The organism is Acinetobacter gyllenbergii CIP 110306 = MTCC 11365, assembly GCF_000413855.1.
Taxonomy (GTDB): Bacteria; Pseudomonadota; Gammaproteobacteria; order Pseudomonadales; family Moraxellaceae; genus Acinetobacter; species Acinetobacter gyllenbergii.
In genome coordinates, this window is record NZ_ATGG01000022.1 from 1 (window position 1) to 19491 (window position 19491).

Annotated in this window: 17 protein-coding genes; 6 read left to right on the forward strand and 11 right to left on the reverse strand. The window is 41.6% G+C overall.

The annotated features are described in order from the left end of the window. Positions 1 to 2632: ESPR-type extended signal peptide-containing protein (locus F957_RS06890; protein ID WP_016660464.1), on the reverse strand; the 2632-nt coding region annotated here is incomplete at its 3' end. A 265-nt stretch (positions 2633 to 2897) separates the two neighbouring features. Here F957_RS06890 and F957_RS06885 point away from each other — a divergent pair. Continuing rightward, complete coding sequence (locus F957_RS06885; protein ID WP_016543108.1) at positions 2898 to 3989, forward strand: AraC family transcriptional regulator; 1092 nt, start codon at positions 2898 to 2900, stop codon at positions 3987 to 3989. Between the two features lie 340 nt (positions 3990 to 4329). Here F957_RS06885 and arsB read toward each other — a convergent pair whose 3' ends face one another. From arsB to F957_RS06865, 4 genes are all read right to left on the reverse strand, one after another. Beyond that, positions 4330 to 5370 (reverse strand): ACR3 family arsenite efflux transporter, encoded by a 1041-nt coding sequence (gene arsB / locus F957_RS06880; RefSeq protein ID WP_016543107.1) that lies wholly within the window; start codon positions 5368 to 5370, stop codon positions 4330 to 4332. A gap of 6 nt (positions 5371 to 5376) precedes the next feature. Next, the gene (locus tag F957_RS06875) at positions 5377 to 5697 is read right to left on the reverse strand and encodes a metalloregulator ArsR/SmtB family transcription factor (protein ID WP_016543106.1); all 321 of its coding nucleotides are present in this window, start codon (positions 5695 to 5697) and stop codon (positions 5377 to 5379) included. A 41-nt stretch (positions 5698 to 5738) separates the two neighbouring features. Further along, positions 5739 to 6164: an arsenate reductase (glutaredoxin) gene (arsC, locus tag F957_RS06870; RefSeq protein WP_032861227.1), complete on the reverse strand. Its 426-nt coding sequence runs from the start codon at positions 6162 to 6164 to the stop codon at positions 5739 to 5741. A gap of 192 nt (positions 6165 to 6356) precedes the next feature. Beyond that, the gene (locus F957_RS06865; protein ID WP_016543104.1) at positions 6357 to 6584 is read right to left on the reverse strand and encodes a hypothetical protein; all 228 of its coding nucleotides are present in this window, start codon (positions 6582 to 6584) and stop codon (positions 6357 to 6359) included. Positions 6585 to 6822: 238 nt separating this feature from the next. Between F957_RS06865 and F957_RS21800 the strand changes: the two genes are divergently transcribed. Together F957_RS21800 and F957_RS06855 are read left to right on the forward strand one after the other, a co-directional pair. Beyond that, positions 6823 to 7056 (forward strand): hypothetical protein, encoded by a 234-nt coding sequence (locus tag F957_RS21800; protein ID WP_016543103.1) that lies wholly within the window; start codon positions 6823 to 6825, stop codon positions 7054 to 7056. A gap of 101 nt (positions 7057 to 7157) precedes the next feature. After that, a complete protein-coding gene (locus tag F957_RS06855) occupies positions 7158 to 7589 on the forward strand; it encodes a GNAT family N-acetyltransferase (RefSeq protein ID WP_016543102.1) in 432 nt (143 codons plus the stop codon). An 18-nt stretch (positions 7590 to 7607) separates the two neighbouring features. Here the strand turns inward: F957_RS06855 and F957_RS06850 are convergent, their stop codons facing one another. Both F957_RS06850 and F957_RS06845 read right to left on the reverse strand, forming a co-directional pair. After that, entirely contained in the window at positions 7608 to 7805 is a 198-nt protein-coding gene (locus tag F957_RS06850; protein ID WP_016543101.1) for a helix-turn-helix transcriptional regulator, read from the reverse strand. Further along, positions 7802 to 8176, reverse strand: a complete 375-nt coding sequence (locus tag F957_RS06845; protein ID WP_016543100.1) for a hypothetical protein — start codon at positions 8174 to 8176, stop codon at positions 7802 to 7804. Before F957_RS06845 ends, F957_RS06850 begins: the two co-directional genes overlap by 4 nt. 220 nt (positions 8177 to 8396) lie before the next feature. On the opposite strand from F957_RS06845, the gene F957_RS06840 reads away from it, so the two are divergent. Continuing rightward, a complete protein-coding gene (locus F957_RS06840; RefSeq protein ID WP_016543099.1) occupies positions 8397 to 9542 on the forward strand; it encodes an alpha/beta fold hydrolase in 1146 nt (381 codons plus the stop codon). Positions 9543 to 9610: 68 nt separating this feature from the next. Here F957_RS06840 and F957_RS06835 read toward each other — a convergent pair whose 3' ends face one another. From F957_RS06835 to F957_RS06820, 4 genes are all read right to left on the reverse strand, one after another. Then, on the reverse strand, positions 9611 to 11674 hold the full coding sequence (locus tag F957_RS06835; RefSeq protein WP_016660466.1) for a putative bifunctional diguanylate cyclase/phosphodiesterase: 2064 nt from the start codon (positions 11672 to 11674) through the stop codon (positions 9611 to 9613). Between the two features lie 797 nt (positions 11675 to 12471). After that, positions 12472 to 13488 (reverse strand): ketol-acid reductoisomerase, encoded by a 1017-nt coding sequence (ilvC, locus tag F957_RS06830; RefSeq protein ID WP_004655853.1) that lies wholly within the window; start codon positions 13486 to 13488, stop codon positions 12472 to 12474. Between the two features lie 125 nt (positions 13489 to 13613). After that, positions 13614 to 14105, reverse strand: coding sequence for an acetolactate synthase small subunit (gene ilvN / locus F957_RS06825; protein WP_004655854.1), 492 nt, complete (start codon positions 14103 to 14105; stop codon positions 13614 to 13616). Beyond that, the gene (locus F957_RS06820; RefSeq protein ID WP_016543097.1) at positions 14105 to 15829 is read right to left on the reverse strand and encodes an acetolactate synthase 3 large subunit; all 1725 of its coding nucleotides are present in this window, start codon (positions 15827 to 15829) and stop codon (positions 14105 to 14107) included. Before F957_RS06820 ends, ilvN begins: the two co-directional genes overlap by 1 nt. 509 nt (positions 15830 to 16338) lie before the next feature. Between F957_RS06820 and F957_RS06815 the strand changes: the two genes are divergently transcribed. After that, positions 16339 to 16686, forward strand: a complete 348-nt coding sequence (locus F957_RS06815; protein WP_016543096.1) for a DUF4124 domain-containing protein — start codon at positions 16339 to 16341, stop codon at positions 16684 to 16686. 144 nt (positions 16687 to 16830) lie between these two features. Then, positions 16831 to 19455, forward strand: coding sequence for a leucine--tRNA ligase (gene leuS, locus F957_RS06810; protein ID WP_016543095.1), 2625 nt, complete (start codon positions 16831 to 16833; stop codon positions 19453 to 19455). The last annotated feature ends 36 nt before the right edge of the window (positions 19456 to 19491 follow it).

The window sequence follows — 19491 nt, forward strand, 5'->3', positions numbered from 1 at the left end:
CTTTGTTTACGGCATCACTTGGGGCTGCACCATCTGCCACATTGCTAATTGTATTCCCCGCAGCATTGATCCCGTCTTTGGTAATACTTGGGCCATTAGTAATGGTCACACCATTGTCATTAATAACGGTATCGCCAGCGGTCACGCTATCTACTTTCAGGTCTTTGTTTAGACCGTATTGGATGGTATTGCCATCCTTTGTCACGGTTAGATTTTCTTCACCTGCAACAGTTCCAATATCAACTGTGTCACCTGCTTTAATCGCATCCGCGCCAGCACCATTCGTTTGTAAGTTCCAACCTTGATCCAAGGCTTCAATCGCTTCACCGACATTATTGATTGGCGTCTCATTGACAATATAGCTAGGTGCTGAGATTGTGCCATCTGGATTCACCACTGAACCACCACCCAAATGATTGGCTGTTGATTCTGCAAGGTTTCCTAAGGCTTGTTGCGTCGAATAAAGCTGTGAACCATTAATTGCATCGGTACTTGTTTCACTGACACGACCTGCTGCCACATTGGTAATTTGGCGCTCATTGCCAGTACTGCCGACACTGACCACACTGCTCGGCGTTGTTCCTGCATAACCATAAGTGATACCACCCACCGTTCCATTGGCAGTTGGATTGGCTGCTGAAGTGACCGAACCTGCACCAAGCGCAACATCATCCGTATTGGTTGCCGTTGCACCAGAACCGAGTGCCACACCACGCGTCGCTTGCGCATTAGCGGTATCACCCAAAGCAATTGCGCCTGCCGCTGCTGCGGTAGAGGTATTGCCTAAAGCCACAGAACCTTGACCAATAGCTTGGTTGGTATTACCAATCGCAACTGCACCACTTGCCAAAGTGCTTGCAGCTGTATCTCCTGCCGCAGTGTTGTCCTTACCTAAAGCGACTGCACCACTACCCGCAGCTCGGTTTGGATCGCCGATTGCAACCGCGCCATCACCTGTTGCTACTTGATCTCTGCCAATCGCAACTGCACCACCTGTTGCAGTCTCTGAATTGGCCGTAGTCCCATCCGAACCAATTGCCACATTCTGACCTGTTGCACCTGTGGTTACGCCATTCCCCATAGCAATATTATTACCACCTGTGCCTGTTGCCGTCGCTGCATCATTTCCAATCGCAATATCATTGGCACTATTGGCTTTGGTATCTGCCCCTATGGCAACCGCATTTTCACCAGCCGACTCCGCAATAGAACCGACAGCAATAGACCGATTACCTGAAGCATTTGATTCTGCACCAAAGGCACTGGACTCGACACCACTGGCGAATGCATTGGAACCTGTTACAGTTGCACCTACTGCCGAAGCAGTCGCCTCATTACCTGTTGCAGTGCTAAAGTCTGCTGTAGCTCTAGATGAATCACCTGTCGCAGTTGAAAAATTACCAGTTGCTTGTGCATCAGCTCCTGTAGCTACTGCTCCAGAACCAGAAGCTACACTGGCTTCACCCAGTGCAAGTGTATTTCGCCCTGTCGCACGTGCGCCACTACCAATAGCAATCGCAGTACGGACTAAACCATTATCAGTTGCTCCCTGTGCAGTTGCACCTTGACCAACTGCAATATCTTGAGTATTTGTTGCTGTACTTTGCCGCCCTACCGCAATAGTTTCATTACCTGTTGCTTTTGAACGTGTACCCATTGCAATTGAATCAACACCCGCAGCATGTGGTGATGAAGCCAAGTCATAATCTCTGGTCGTGGAGTCACTACTACCAATCGCGATACCTCGCACCCCACTGGTTGTAGCAGAATAGCCGAGTGCAATCCCCCCTGTTGCGCCACGATTGACCGTCGCGGTGTTCCCTTGTGCGATAGCATAATCAGCATCGGCATAACTTTGACGTCCAAAGGCAATTGCAGTTTGACCCGTTACACGGTTCGCCACACCAATAGAAATACTATTGGTCCCCACCCCAGTGCCGTCAGGGGTAGCATTCGGAGCATCAACTACCTGGTTACCAATTCCCATTAAGATATTGTAACCGCCAGTCCCTGCTGTACTATTGCCCTGCCCGATCAAAACATTATGAAAGTTACCAGTTGTACTCGAGTTATTGGCTGTCCCGACTACGGTTGCCCCACCCTGTCCAGTAATGGTGTTTTGGCGCCCTACAGCAGTCGACCCCGTAAATACCCCTCCAACGTTACCTGTCGGTACACCAGTACCATAAGCAACATTTCCCGCCCCCCGACGGTTCACCATTCCTTGTTGCCAATTTGAATTGGTTCCTGAGATGCTATTACCACATCCCATCGCAACACTACCACCACCATTACCTGTAGTCCCATTGCTAATACTCGCCTCTCCTCCCATCCCACTACATTGTGTTGAAGAAGGTGAGATGGCCATACTTGAGCCATTACTCGAAGTTCCGCCTCCCGTATTCACAGCAGCAAAAGCCCCTACGCTCCAGAATACTGAACTAATCGTAAGTGCAATTAAGGTAGGTTTAAGCAGAGTTTGTTGATATGTTGCAGCAGATGGGGTGGTCTCTGTTTTTATAGATATATTCGCAGCTACATTACGTTTTTTTGTTACGCCGCGTGCATTTTCTGAAACAACAGTCCATAAATTTAGACTTTTATTCCAGACCAAACGATAAATTTTATTCATAATCAGTACTTCTTAGAGGATTCTAACCCGTACAAATTTAAATAAACAAAACCTACACACTATTAACAATTAAGCCTAATATTTAACAATTGCGTCACATTTTTAGTAATTTTAATGAAGTATTCCCATAATGCATAATAAAATACATATTAAACAAAAATAATAAACATAATGGGACTATTTTAAGATAAATCACAACTGTATATTTAGGCTCAGGTATAAGTGTGTCATCTCGACATTTCGACACCTTTTCTATTCCTATGCTATGAAAAAACAGTTACTTAACATCCATAATGATTATCTAAAATTACTTGTGGATACTGCAACCACATTTGGTGTTCCAAAAGCTGAAGTCATTCGCTATTGCCAAATCCCTTTATCTTTACTTACTGATAATAATAAACAGGAACGTATTAGTTTTGACCAATGGACAGAGATTATTATTCATTTGTTAGAGCTTTTGCCCGATAAAGGTGTGGGTTATCAATTTGGTTTAAATTGTAAACCCACCACACATGGTGCACTTGGGTTTCTATTAATCACTAATAGTTCAATCGGCAAAGTCCTTATTGATTTACAAAAATATTATAGTATGCGTATTCATAAAATGGATTTAGCCGTTCTGAATAAAAATAATAAAATCATTCTAAGGCTTAATCCACTGTATCAGCTCTCACCCCAACTCAATGAAAGCAAAAAAAATTCTGTTAATAAATTTTTTATCGAAAGTGCTTTGGTTGATATTATTAATAATTTACAGATGATCACTAACTTTAATTTAACAGGTATTAATATTCATGTGGCATGGGATAAAGAAGATTATCATTCCTTTTATGAAAAGCGCTTACCCATGATGCATTTTAATCAAGAGCACAATCAGATTAGCTTTGATCTAAAATGTTTGGATCTACCACTAACGTTTAGCTCAAATAGTGCTTATCAACTTGCAATGGAAATGGTGAATAAGGAATACCTTTTCTACCAAGATCTAGACAATAAGATTATTTTAAAAGTCAACCAACAACTCAAATTTACCCCTGGTGTCGGTTTTCCAAGCCTAACTGATGTCGCTGAAAAATTAAAACTCTCAGAAAGAACTTTAAAAAGAGAATTAGCACTTGCCAACACAACTTTTTCTGCACTCCTACAATCGAAAAAGTTTGAGCTTGCCAAAAAGTTGATTGACTCAAATCGTAATATTCAAGAAATCTCTGATTTACTGGGTTATAGCCATATTAGTGCTTTTTCTCGAGCTTTTTTTGGCTGGACAGGTAAAAAACCAAGTGATTATATTCGCGAACAACGAATTTCTATCAAAAGCTATTATATGGAAAAATCTAAAAAAATATATAAATAACACCTACCCCTTTAATTTCATCACACTCAACATTATTAACCAAAAAATTAGACATAATATGCATTTTTCACCTAAACCATTCCATTATTAAAAAAAGACAGATACATTATAAAGACTCAGTTTTACCTCAGTTGTTGATACCCCGAATTAGGCGACTGAGGCTTTTTAATCCAAGTAAAAGTTGATAATAAGTTAAAGAATTTATTATCAAATAAAATAAGCTATTTTATATAGCCCCAAGTTTACCCTCAGTTGTCGATACCCCGAATTAGACAACTGAGGCTTTTTATTTTTTAGCCTTACCAATTTATACTTTAAATATAATTTTCTAAATAAAGTGCTAATTCAATCTATTATAGAAATATTTCTTTCTTAACCACAGAGACACACTGACAAGCGCAATCAACACAGGGACTTCAACCAATGGCCCAATCACCGTGGTAAAAGCGACAGGTGAAGCCAAACCAAAGGTCGCAATTGCAACAGCCAACGCCAACTCAAAATTATTGCCTGCCGCAGTAAATGAAATCGCGGTGGTTTTCGCATAGTCATTGCCCATCCATTTACTCATAAAGAAGCTGATGAAGAACATCACGACAAAGTATATGGTCAATGGAAGTGCGATACGAAGCACATCCAAAGGCAAGCTCACAACCTCAGCACCTTTCAGGCTAAACATCGCCACAATGGTAAACAGCAATGCCAACAAGCTGAGCGGACTGATCTTGGGCAAAAAAACATGCTGATACCACTGTAAACCTTTGGCACGGACCAAGATTAAACGGGTCAAAAACCCAAGTAAAAATGGAATACCGAGATAGATCAACACCGCATGGCTAATGGTCCAAAAATCAACATGGATCACTTGCCCTGCAATCCCAAAGTAAGGCGGTAAAAATGTTAGGAATAACCAAGCATAGGTGCTAAAGAATAGAATCTGGAAAATACTATTGAAAGCGACCAAGGCTGCGACATATTGATTATCACCACAAGCCAAACCGTTCCAGACCAAGACCATTGCAATACAACGGGCCAAACCAATCAAAATTAGTCCAGTCATATATTCTGGATAGCTATGCAAAAAAATGATAGCTAATGCAAACATCAGCACAGGTGCAATTATCCAGTTCTGCACTAAAGATAAAGTTAAGGTTTTTTTGTCTTTGAACACTTGCGGCAGTGTGGCGTAATCCACTTTGGCTAAGGGTGGATACATCATCAAAATCAAACCCAGCGCAATTGGAATATTGACTGAATCGACACTCATTTGGTTTAAGCTGACCGAGGCTTGCGGGATAAACACACCTATCGCAACGCCTAAAGCCATGGCGATAAAAATCCAGAGCGTCAGGTTCCGATCTAAAAAGGAAAGGGTTTTCATGGCATTTTAATCACAGCAACTTTTTGATACCAAGCTTTGCAAACTTGGAAATAGGGTCACCGCTTGCGTATCTAAAACCGACAGAACCTCATGCCCCCATGCGGGAAGTTGAGGATTGATACGGTAATAGACCCATTGCCCCTGACGGCGATCTTGCAACAAACCTGATGCACGTAATAAAGCCAGATGACGCGAAATTTTCGGTTGACTCAATTGTAATTTTTCAGTCAGATCACATACACATAACTCTTGATGCTGGGCAACCAACATTACGATATTGAGTCGGGTTTCATCAGATAAACACTTAAAAAAAGCGACAGCTTCCATTTCAGTTTCCTATTTAGATCTTCAATTTTCGGGCTTAAGATTTACTGAATTCGCTGACCATGTTCATCAATCACTTGCTCACCATCTTCTTTGCGAAATGCGCCTTTTTGAGGGAAAGGTAAAATGTCGAGTACCTGTTCCGATGGTCGACATAAACGTGTCCCCAAAGTCGTGACCACGAAGGGACGATTAATAAGAATAGGATATTCAAGCATAAACTCGATCAGTTGAGCATCGCTCCAATCGTCTCGATCAAGTGACAAGTTACGATAAGGTTCGACATTCTGGCGGATTGCTTCTCTGACCGTTAATTGTGCATCCCGAATCAAACCAATCAGCTCATTCCTTGTTGGCGGATGAGTCAGGTATTCAATCACGGTTGGCTCAACTCCAGTGTTCCGAATTAAGGCCAGCGTATTACGTGAAGTTCCACACGCAGGATTGTGGTAAATGATGATGTCCGTCATGACATGTTGATCTGATAAATTGAATAAAACCAATATATATGTTTTACCATATATATGTAAATCCATATATTCAATCCAAATGAAGGCACCTAAAAATATATGATTAAAATCATATAGATAATTTTTTATAAATTTTCAATTATTGTTATCAGGCAAAGAGAGCTTTAGATTGATAACGTATTAAAACACATCCTAAAACGAGCTAAATCGTTCTAATTCATCAATGAGCTGTTTCTTTAAGTCGTCATCATAAATTTTGAATTTTAGTGTTTGGGTGTAGTTTTCAACAAAGATCAGACGACTAAATTCACTGTTTACTAGACCCTTGCTCACTAAAAATGTCTGATATGCCGAAAGTAAGACATTCAAACGATGGCTTAGTGGCTTGTTGTTTCGCCAGGTCAGCTCTTTTTCATGCATATAAATCGCTCCTCGTTTTTCTAAGCCCTTCCCCTTCATTTACCATGATTTAAATTTATTCGGATGCGTGTTGAAACGTTTTATGATTATTCAGTTTTTATTATATAAATCACGATAATGTTTTTAGATGACGTTTTTATGACAGCTTTAGAATTCTGAAAAAATCAATGAACATCAGCTAGATAAGTTTTCTTTTATAGACTATGCTGTATAGGTCTCTTAAATGTGATATTGAATCATGAGCAGTACCTGTCTGTTAACTGAATTAAATCAAATGATTCATTATTATGTGACACGGAATGGCTATCAACCGACACGAATTATTCTCGGGTATAAAACCTATACCACCCTCATGCAAGACCAACACTTTTCTAACGAAGTGTTAAATTCCGCACTCGATCCCAATAAACGTAAATACAAAAAACTCAAAATCAAACTGACCAAGGATGATGATCAGTTAGAACTTGAATAATGGCAGTGAATACAATCTTCATTTTCGCCCCCTCAAGCTAGAAATCGTGTATAGAATAGTTAAAAATAGAGACCGCAAGCTGCCGTGACAGAAGTGAATTTATGATTATAAAAGCGACCCAGCAAGACCATGCAACCTTATTAGACATCTGGGAAAAATCAGTTAGAGCGACGCATGACTTTTTACCTGAAGCCATGATTACTGAGCTCAAGCCACTGATCCTGAATGAATATTTTCATCATGTTGCACTGTATAAATATGTGATTGAACATAAAATTGTCGGCTTTTTAGGCTGTAGTAACGACAATATTGAAATGCTGTTTATTCTGCCAGAATATCGAAGATTAGGAATTGGCAAAGCCTTGCTCGATTTTGCAGTCAAACAACTTCAGATCTATAAAGTTGATGTGAATGAGCAAAATCTACAAGCTGTTCAGTTTTATCAAAAAATGGGATTTCAGACGATAAGTCGTTCAGAACTCGATGGTCAGGGCAATCCCTATCCACTTTTACATCTACAAATAACGCCCTAAGCAGCAATGCTGACAGAGTTATTCTTCCTCATAGAGAAATACGTGTTCAATGCTCAGTCCAAATGCATGAGCAATTTTAAAGGCAAGCGTTAGGCTCGGATCATAGCGCTCTTTTTCAATGGCATTAATGGTTTGCCGCGAGACACTGACATAATCCCCCAAGTCGCTTTGAGACCAGCCTTTGTCTTTTCTCAACTGGGGTACATTATTTTTCATCGATATTTCCAAGTTCCTACGGCGGTCGCAATTGACCAAAGCATCGCCATCATCGGCCAAATGATAAACATGGTCAGTTTTGGAAAGCCCACATTTTCCAGAAAGCCATAACTAAACGTAATCAAAGATGTACCTACAAAGCTTATGCCAAGCGCCTGTAATTGTATCTTCTGTTGCAGTTCATCAAAACCTTTGAATTGTTGAATAATCACAAATGCAATCAGCAATGCCGGCAACATTGGCGTTAATGAAACAACAATTTTAAGCCATTGTAGATCAATAAAATTTAAAACTTTTAATGAGCCGATCAAAACCACCACATAGATTGCAATCGCGATCAGCAGCTGCAACAAATTCCGAGAATAATTCATACCACACCATGTAAAGTAAGCTTTACATCAGTATATTTAGCACACAACATAATGTAAAGCATACTTTACATATTTTTCATTATTTCAACTCTGGTAGATGTTCACTTCTCACCGAATTGATCATTTTGAAAGATAAGTTCAGCAAATGAGTCACTGAGCAAATTTATTTTTTCTTCTAATATGCGGCTATTGAATAGCAAGCTTCGAGCGTTAGGTTCACATGACTCAATTGCCAAAAGTTAAACGTCGTCTTCTTAACTCGCAAACTGCGAAAAAATTGCTGAATAGCCGTAGCGGACGTCAGGCACGCCATATCTTCTCGAATGCGACTGATCGCATTTTACGTGGGCATCAACTTGCGCTTTCTGGAAGCACACCTTTTGATATTGTGTATCAACGTGAAATTATCAGCCTTCGTCACTATACAGCGGCAACGGAGAACACAACCCAGCATCGGATTCCCTTGGTGATTGTGCCCCCTCTCGCTGCCAATATGCTGATCTATGATTTATTTCCAAATCGCAGCCTCGTGCGTTATTTTCTGGCCCAAGGTTTTGATGTGTATCTGATTGACTGGGGTACCCCGAGTCTACGCCAAGCCAAATATAATCTTGGTACTTACGTGAAAACGTTTATGCCCGACTTTATCGAAAAGATTCGTGAGCATAGCGGTCAGCAACAACTTTCACTGTTTGGCTGGAGTCTAGGTGGCGCTTTATCTCTGTGTTATACCGCTCTATTCAAAGATAAAAACATCCAGAATCTGATGATCTTGGCTTCACCTATCAACACGCATAAATCAGGTTATATGGGTAAGTTTTATCAACGTCTTACCGTACCTGCGCAATGGATTCGGAGTAATACCAAGTTCCGTATTCATCAAGTGCCGAGCCGAGTGTTCCATATTCATGGCTGGCAAAATACGCTGGGATTTAAACTCACCGATCCGATCGGAAACTTTAAAAACTATTGGGATCTGTTAAAAAACCTGAATGATCGCCAATTTGTGATTAACCACGCCACCTCAAGCTCCTTTGTCGACAATATGCTGGCCTATCCAGGCGGTGTGATGCGCGATATTATTCTGCGCTTCTGGATTGATAATGAACTATCGACGGGTTCGGTTCAATTTGGTGAGCAAAGTGCAAATCTAAAAGATATTGATTGTTCAGTACTGGCAATTGGCGGCAGTAGCGACATTATCGTAACTGCGGAAGCAGTACGTCCACTGATGGATTTAATCAGCAGTAGCGACAAGCAATTTGAAATTGTTCCCGGCGGACATATGGGGCTGGTCTCAGGCAGCCAAGCACCAGAACTGGTCTGGCCTGTGGTAACGCAGTGGTTAGCGCCACGTTCTGAATAAATGTCACTCATCTACACAAATAAAAGGCTGCCATCTAGGCAGCCTTTTTTAATTCCCATGCAGCTTGATCATGCAAAATGTTGATAACGATGCAATACCAAACCTTCCACATTGACAGGCGTACCCAATAAATAGCCCTGTAACTGGTTGCAACCTAAACTGGTTAGGATGTCTGCTTGTTGCTGTGTTTCGACGCCTTCTGCTGTTACGACCAAACCCAGTTTTGCAGCCAAATGGATAATGCTTTCCAGAATTGCTTCTTCTTTAGAATTCGGTTTGAGGTCGATCAGAAAACCGCGGTCAATTTTAAGTTCATCTACAGGCAAGTCTTTTAAATATAAGAAGCTTGAATAGCCTGTACCAAAGTCATCAATGGCAATGCGAATGCCGAGCTTACGCAGGCGCTCCAAAGTACGAATACTGGAATCAATATGATGCATGGCCGTAGATTCAGTAATTTCAAGAATGAGGTGATGGGGTTGGATTTGGTATTGTTCTAATAATTGTTCGAGGACACTAAACAGCTTTTTATTTTCAAATTGTAATGCAGAAAGATTAACAGCAATTGGATAAAACGGACTCTTACTTCGTTCCCACTTCTGGATTTGTTGGCAGGCTTGTTCCAGTGCCCAATATCCCATCGTAATAATCAAACCGGTTTTTTCTGCCCCTTCAATAAACATTTGCGGGGTCAGTAGTCCTAGGGTTGGATGCTTCCATCGAATCAGTGCTTCCACCCCGCAGACCTCATAATTCGAAGTAAATTTGGGTTGGTAGAACAAGACAAACTGTTGCTCATCAACGGCCTTATACAAGTCATTAATCAGTTTGGACTGACTGCGTACATCTTGCTGATCGGACATGGAATGGAACATGGTATAGGTGTTACGACCCTGATCTTTGGAGATCAGCATCACAACATCGGCATTAATCAACAGGTCTTGTACATTACAACCATGCTCAGGATACATGGCAATCCCGACACTGGCAGAAATATTAATATCCTTTGCCGCAATCAGATAGGTTTCCTGAATGTAATGCAAAATATCTTCTGAAAGCTGCATCGCTTCATTAATATCGGTATCTTCAGAAATTAAGACAAACTCATCACCGCCAATCCGAAACAACTTATGACTCGAATCCAGCTTATTGTATAAACGGTTTGCCATTTGGATTAGGAGCTGATCGCCAATATGATGGCCAAAAGCATCATTCACTGATTTAAAACGATCTAAATCAATATACAGAAATGCCGCTTTTTGCCCATTTAAACGATGATGATTAAACACCACTTCTGCATGTTCGGTCAGATACAAACGATTTGGGAGCTTGGTCAATGCATCATGTAAAGATTGAGTCGCTAATTCTTTATTGATTAAGGTGAGTTGTTCATTTCTCTCTTCGAGTCTAGCCTCAAGCACTGCAACGGCAAAACCCGCCACCAGAACAAGACTGGTAATAAAGATAATGGTAAACAGCAAGACACTTTGTTCCGTATGTTCTGACGTCAGTATTTGCGCCAAACTTTCATCGAAATAAGTTGCCGCCATACCCGTATAATGCATCCCAACGATACTTAAGGCCATGAGGACAGCGACCACAACTTTCAGTAAGGTCCGGTATGTCACTGCGGTTTTATATTTAAAAATAAAGAAGAAACTCAGACCAGAACCACTAATTGCAATGAGAACAGAGCACAGAACCAAAAGCGGATCATAATGCATGGCATGATGTTCTACCATCAATGCGGCCATCCCCGTATAGTGCATCCCAGATATTCCCAAGCCCATGAATACAGCACCAAGGATTAAACGAGGGATCGGTAAAGTGGGTCTTGAAGTGAGCCAAACGGCAAAAACCGAAGCCGCAGCACCAATTAAATAAGAGAGTATGGTTAAATTAACATCAAAATGATAGCCTTCTGGCAAATGGCTAGCCAGCATTCCCACAAAGTGCATTGACCATATGGCTAAACCTAAGATTAGCCCGCTCGCAATCAAAATGCTTTTTTCAAACTTTTTATAAGCACCCTTAAAGACGAGTTCTTCCATCGATACTGCAACGTAACATGTCACGACTGCAACCAAAATGGAAACGATGACCAATGTGCTATCGTAATCAACGTGAACCATAAAGGACTTCCATGATTATTCAGTACTTTTTTTTATATGATGAGCAAAATGCTCAAAATCCGAACGACGTTTCACACCCAAAGAAGTCATGAATAGTGTATTCATAAACTTTCCTTAACAATAACATCATCTAGCATAAGGTCAAGTCTTTTTCACTTTATAAATCAATAGAATAAAAGCACACAATCATTTCAAACCAATGAAAAATCTTGTTTTTTTATTTCATTTTTTTGACCAAAAGACTCATTTATTTTTGCTAAATCATTTTAATTTTTAAGTCATTACAATGTGTTTATTTTTAGTCGTGCAGACACCCCAAAGCATGCAACACTTTTTTAGCTTGAATCCGAACTGCTCATCCTCAGCAATATGATTAAAACATAAACAATATAAGCTGATTTATTCATCTATATTGTTATAACTCTGTTATCGCACCCCATAAAAAAACCTTGTTTATCTTCGACAAGATTTTTTGTTTAACTCAGAGTAAAAATTAGTTCTTGTCTTTATCTACGATTTTGTTCGCTTGAATCCTGAGTAGGGCCTCCTACGCAAGGAGCAGGGAAATAGAAAAGCATGAGAAGCATCGCTTTTCCCTTGCGTAAGAGTGAAGCTATGCTTCGCTAACGTACGTAACATTAGGATTTTCCATAAAAAAACCCTTGAATAAACAAGGGTCTTTATTTGACTTAGAAAAAATTAGTTCTTTTCTTTGTCTACGATTTTGTTTGCTTGAATCCAAGGTATGAACAAAAATGGGAAGCAACGCTTCCCATTTTTGTGCAAGGCACGTAACCTTAGTTCTTCTCTTTATCAACAATCTTGTTTGCTTGAATCCAAGGCATCATCGCACGTAACTTGTTACCAGTTACTTCAATACCGTGTGCAGCATTTTGACGACGACGTGCAGTCATTGATGGGTAGTTCAACGCACCTTCTTGGATGAACATCTTCGCATATTCACCAGACTGGATGCGTTTCAACGCATTACGCATTGCTTCACGAGACTGTTCGTTGATGACTTCAGTACCAGTCACATATTCGCCATATTCAGCGTTGTTAGATACTGAATAGTTCATGTCCGCGATACCGCCTTCGAACATCAAGTCAACGATTAACTTAAGTTCATGCAAGCATTCGAAGTAAGCCATTTCAGGTGCATAACCCGCTTCAACCAAAGTTTCGAAGCCCATTTTAACCAATTCAACTGCACCACCACAAAGAACTGCTTGCTCACCGAATAAGTCAGTTTCAGTTTCTTCACGGAAAGAAGTTTCGATGATACCTGTACGACCACCACCTACGCCTGAAGCATAAGAAAGTGCAACGTTACGTGCATTACCAGAAGCATCTTGGTGGATCGCGATTAAGTCAGGAACACCTGAACCACGTTGATATTCAGAACGTACAGTGTGACCAGGTGCTTTCGGTGCAACCATGATTACGTCTAAGTCTTTACGTGGAACAACTTGGTTATAAAGAATAGAGAAACCATGAGCAAATGCTAAAGTTGCGCCTTCTTTGATGTTTGGTTCAATCACGTCACGATAAAGTTGAGATTGGAACTCATCTGGCGTCAAGATCATGACTAAGTCAGCTTGAGCAACCGCAGCTGGAACTTCAGAAACTTTAAGACCTGAGTTTTCAGCTTTTTTCCAAGAAGTAGAACCAGCACGTAAACCAACAGTTACGTCTACGCCAGAATCTTTCAAGTTAAGTGCGTGCGCATGGCCTTGTGAACCATAACCAATGATTGCAACTTTCTTGCCTTGGATGATTGATAAGTCACAGTCTTTATCGTAAAAAATTTGCATCTGTTTTCTCCGCTAAAATTTTTGTCATTTCCCTTGTTCTGCAAGGACAGATCTTTTGTAGGCTCCCCCATGATTACCGTTCTGGGTGATCCCCCCTCTTTTCAAAGAGGGGTTGGGGGAGATTTTTAAATTGTTAAAACTTTTTCGCCACGCGCGATGCCTGAAACACCAGAGCGTACAACTTCAAGAATGGTATTTTCTGCGAGTGCATCAATAAAACCATCAATCTTTTCAGTGGTACCGGCAATCTGAATGGTATAGGTCGTCGGTGTCACATCAACGATTTGCGCACGGAAGATATCCGCTGTACGTTTGATTTCCGCACGTGCAGCACCCAAGGCTTTCACTTTGATGAGCATCAACTCACGTTCGATATGCGAACCTTCTGAGAGATCAACCACTTTTACCACTTCAACCAATTTGTTCAGTTGCTTGGTAATCTGCTCGATTTTATGATCATCGCCATAAGTCGTTAAGGTTAAACGCGATAGGGTTTCGTCTTCTGTTGGCGCAACATTCAGTGTTTCAATGTTGTAGCCACGTTGACTGAATAAGCCAACAAGACGAGAAAGCGCACCAGCTTCGTTTTCAACGAGTACAGAAATAATATGTCTCATTATGTACGCTCCCCTTTACCTAACCACATATCCTTCATGGACTGGCCTGCAATCAACATTGGATAAACATGTTCTGTACGATCAACCATGACATTAATGAATACACATTTATCATTAATTGCCATCGCTTCAGCTAATTTAGAATCGAGCTCGTCAGCATGGTTAATCTGAATACCGACATGACCATACGCTTCCATTAACTTGGCAAAGTCAGGTAATGAATCAACATAAGAACTTGAATGACGTCCTTCGTAGTTCATATCTTGCCACTGCTTCACCATGCCCAAGGCTTGGTTGTTTAAGCAGAGAATTTTTACATTCAAGCCATATTGCTTGCAGGTCGATAATTCTTGGATACACATCTGAATCGATGCTTCACCAGTAATACAAACCACTTGCTGGTCTGGGAATGCAAGCTTTGCAGCCATTGCATACGGTAAACCAACACCCATGGTGCCTAGGCCACCAGAGTTGATCCATTGACGTGGACGTTTGTATTTGTAGTAGTTTGCACCAAACATCTGATGCTGACCCACGTCTGAAGTAATGATGGCTTCACCATTGGTCACACGATCTAATGCCTCAACCACTTGCTGAGGTTTCATTACACCATTTTGACCTGCTTCATAACGTAAGCCGTGTACTTTGCGCCATTCATTGATCTGAGACCACCATGCCGCAATTGCTTCAGGGTTTGGCTTAGATACATTCATTTGTTTGAGTTGTGCCAACATTTCTTGAAGTACTGGCTCTACTGCCCCCACGATTGGGATGTGCGCCATAATAGTCTTCGAAATCGTTGCTGGATCAACATCAATATGAATGACTTTTGCATTGGTACAGAATTTTGCAGGGTTGTTGGTTACACGGTCATCAAAACGTGCACCAATGGCCAAAATCACATCTGCATTATGCATCGCCATGTTGGCTTCATAAGTACCATGCATCCCCAACATGCCCACGAACTGCGGATCATTACCAGGGAAAGCACCTAAACCCATTAAAGTATTTGTAACTGGGTAACCCAATAAATGTGCAAGCTCAGTCAATAAGCCAGATGCATTGCCTTGAACCACACCACCACCGGTATAGATCATTGGGCGTTTAGCCGTAATCAACTCATCAATCGCTTTGCGAATTTGACCTGAGTGACCACGTGAAGGCGGCTGATATGAACGCATCTTCACTTTTTCAGGATATTCGTAGGCAAACTTTTCCGCAGGATTGGTCGCATCTTTTGGAATATCAACCACAACTGGACCTGGACGGCCAGACGCAGCAATATAGAATGCTTTCTTAATAATTGCAGGAATTTCGCTAGCGTGACGCACTTGGAAACTATGTTTTACGATTGGACGAGAAATACCAACCATATCTGTTTCTTGGAATGCATCTTCTCCAATCAGATGGCTTGCAACCTGACCAGACAAAATCACCATTGGGATTGAGTCCATGTAGGCTGTTGCGATTGGAGTGACGGTATTGGTTGCGCCCGGTCCAGAAGTGACCAGTACCACACCTGTCTTACCCGTTACGCGTGAGTATGCGTCTGCCATATGACCGGCAGCTTGCTCATGACGAACGAGGTAATGGTTGATTTTGTCTTGTTGAAATAGCGCATCATAAATATGTAATACAGCGCCGCCTGGATACCCAAAAACATGCTCTACGCCTTCGTCCGCAAGCGCACGAACGAGCATTTCACCACCAGATAAAAGTTCCAACGTGATTCACCCTAGTATTTTGCACAATTTATGGGAGACATAAATTGTGTTCATTCATTAACTTTTGCACTTTTTATAAGTGTGCGTATTCTACTCGTTTTTGCTGCAATAGGAAAAATTTTCTGAGACTCATCAGCCGTATAAACTTGATGACATCTCGAATCAAAATGTGCTGGGATAAGCATATTTCAAAAAATCATTCTCTCGGCTAGAAAGAATGTCCATTGCAAGCCATGACATTTATTCGAAGGGTGATCAAATAAACACATATAAAACTTGAGAAAGCATTCTTGTTTCTTTCATAAGCAATGTCAAGAACAAAGAAAAGGATTTTAACGAATATTTTTTAGCTGTTGTTTTTTTAGACACATTTCACGGAATTATTTGGTCTTGTCAAAACACCCATTTATCAAAAAACTATTTTCTTTTTAATGAAAAATAGGCATTGTAAACTGCTTATTTAGGCATTTTGATCGAATATAGACAGCATTCATTTGGGGAGATCAAACATGAATTTATCTTATTTAAAAACAACCTTGTACACAGTTGCAACCACAGCACTATTACTCTGTTCCAGCCAGAACTACGCACAACAATATTACAAATGGGTCGATGCCAATGGGTCAACCCATTACACCACTACGCCACCACCAAAAGGCTCAAAGCGTTTGGACAAAGTTTCAACATATGGTACAAGCCATCAAAACACCAATCCAACAACTCAACGCGGCCAGCAAGCGACTCCAGACGCCACACCAAATGTAACACAGCAAGCACCGCAGACAGCACCATCCACTCCGACGAACACAGTGAAACCGCAAAGCCAGCCATCTGCCAATGCACCATCTGTGCTATAACCAAGCCAGTTGATCCTGCGAGGTCATCTTCAACACGGCGGCCTTGCAGATAAAATCCCGATCTAAAAACTGACATTTCCTACAATTTTGCGCTATGCTGTGCAGCAATCTTAACTTTACTTTTTTGTTGTATCGCATATCCCTATGACGACTTCTCACATTGACTCCGAATATCAAGCAAGTGCCATTGAGCCTCAAGTTCAACAAGACTGGGACAATCGCAAAGTTTTTAAAGTTGCAGACACTGTAGAGGGCAAACATCGCTATATCCTGTCGATGTTCCCCTACCCAAGTGGCAAACTGCACATGGGGCATGTGCGTAACTACACCATTGGTGACGTGATCAGCCGTTTCCATCGCTTAAAAGGCGAAACAGTATTACAACCAATGGGTTGGGATGCGTTTGGTTTACCAGCTGAAAATGCGGCGATTGCACACCAAGTTGCACCTGCAAAATGGACGTTTGAAAACATTGCGTACATGCGTGACCAATTAAAGAAATTGGGCTTGTCTGTCGATTGGGATCGCGAATTTGCGACCTGTACGCCAGAGTACTATCACTGGGAACAATGGTTATTCGTACAACTTTATAAGAAAGGCTTGATCTATCGTAAGCTTTCAACCGTGAACTGGGACCCTGTTGACCAGACTGTGCTTGCCAATGAACAAGTTGAAAACGGTCGTGGCTGGCGTTCAGGTGCATTGGTAGAAAAACGCGATATTCCGATGTACTACTTCCGCATCACCGACTATGCACAAGAATTATTAGACGATTTAGATACTTTAAAAGATGGCTGGCCACAACAGGTCTTGACCATGCAGCGTAACTGGATTGGCCGCTCGACGGGGATGGAGATTACCTTCCCTTCTGCCAATACTGAAATTTATGCAGATGGCTTAACGGTGTATACCACGCGTGCGGATACCTTAATGGGTGTGACCTATGTTGCCGTTGCAGCAGAACACCCAATGGCACTCAAAGCTGCTGAAAACAATCCTGAGCTTGCTGCATTTATTGAAGAATGCCGTATGGGTTCAGTGGCAGAAGCTGATTTAGCCACGGCTGAAAAGAAAGGTATGGCAACAGGCTTATCTGTTAAGCATCCAGTGACAGGTGAAGACCTCCCAGTTTGGATTGCTAACTATGTATTAATGTCATACGGTTCAGGCGCTGTAATGGCCGTTCCTGCACATGACGAACGCGACTTTGAATTTGCCAATAAGTTCAACTTGCCAATCAAACAAGTGATTGATGCCAAAGGCGCTGATGATGCTGAATACTCAGCTGCTGAATGGCAAGAGTGGTATGGTTCTAAAGATGGCAAACTGGTGAATTCAGGCGAGTTTGATGGTTTAGCATTCCAAGCTGCTTATGATGCCTTCCTTGCAAAATTAGAACCACAAGCATTAGCCAACTCTAAGGTTCAATTCCGTTTACGTGACTGGGGTGTTTCTCGTCAACGTTACTGGGGTTGCCCAATTCCAATGATCAACTGTAACAGCTGTGGTCAAGTCACTGTTCCAGAAGATCAATTACCTGTCGTTTTACCGACCGATGTGGTTCCAGATGGTTCAGGTAACCCATTGAATAAGATGCCTGAATTCTATGAAACCAAATGCCCAAGCTGTGGCGGCGATGCGCGTCGTGAAACAGATACCTTGGACACCTTTGTAGAGTCCTCTTGGTACTATGCACGTTATGCATCTCCAGACTTTACTGGTGGTATGGTAAAACCTGAAGCAGCACAAAGCTGGCTTCCTGTGAACCAATACATTGGTGGGGTTGAACATGCCATTTTGCATTTACTTTATGCACGTTTCTTCCATAAGTTGATGCGTGATGAAGGCGTGGTACAAGGTAATGAACCATTCACTAACTTACTCACCCAAGGCATGGTGTTGGCTGATACCTTCTATCGTGAAGCTGAGAATGGCAAGAAAACTTGGTTCAACCCTGCTGACATCGAATTAGAGCGTGATGAAAAAGGTCGTATTCTTTCGGCGAAATATTCAGGTGATGGTCAGGAAGTTGTGATTGGCGGACAAGAAAAAATGTCGAAGTCGAAAAACAACGGCATTGATCCGCAAGCAATTATTGATCAATACGGCGCAGATACGGCTCGTGTCTTCATGATGTTCGCTGCACCACCAGATCAATCATTAGAGTGGTCTGATGCTGGTGTTGAAGGTGCTAACCGCTTCTTGAAACGTGTATGGCGTTTGGCTGCTGGCTTCTTGGAAAAAGGCAATCCAGCAACGACGATTGATACTGCAAACTTATCGAAAGATGCACAAGATTTACGTCGTAAAACCCATGAAACCATTCAAAAAGTGGGTGATGACATCGAACGTCGTCATGCGTTCAATACGGCAATTGCAGCATTGATGGAATTGCTCAATGCCAGCAACAAGTTTGAAGCAAAAGATGACAATGATGTTGCTGTTGCACGTGAAGCAATCACCACCTTATTGACGCTACTTGCCCCATTTGCACCGCATTTGAGTCAAACGTTGTTAACTCAGTTTGGTTTGGAATTAACAACGATTGAATTCCCACAAGTGGATGAGTCAGCGTTAACCCGTAATACGCAAACGATTGTTGTACAAGTGAATGGTAAACTTCGTGCTAAGTTAGACGTCGCAGTCGATATCTCAAAAGATGAGTTATTGGCTTTGGCAAAAGCATTACCAGAAGTGCAACAATTCTTGACTGGCCCAACCAAGAAAGAAATTGTAGTACCGAATAAACTTGTTAATTTAGTGGTTTAATGTGCTGCTTAAATTCCCCTGCGACTAGCAGACGGA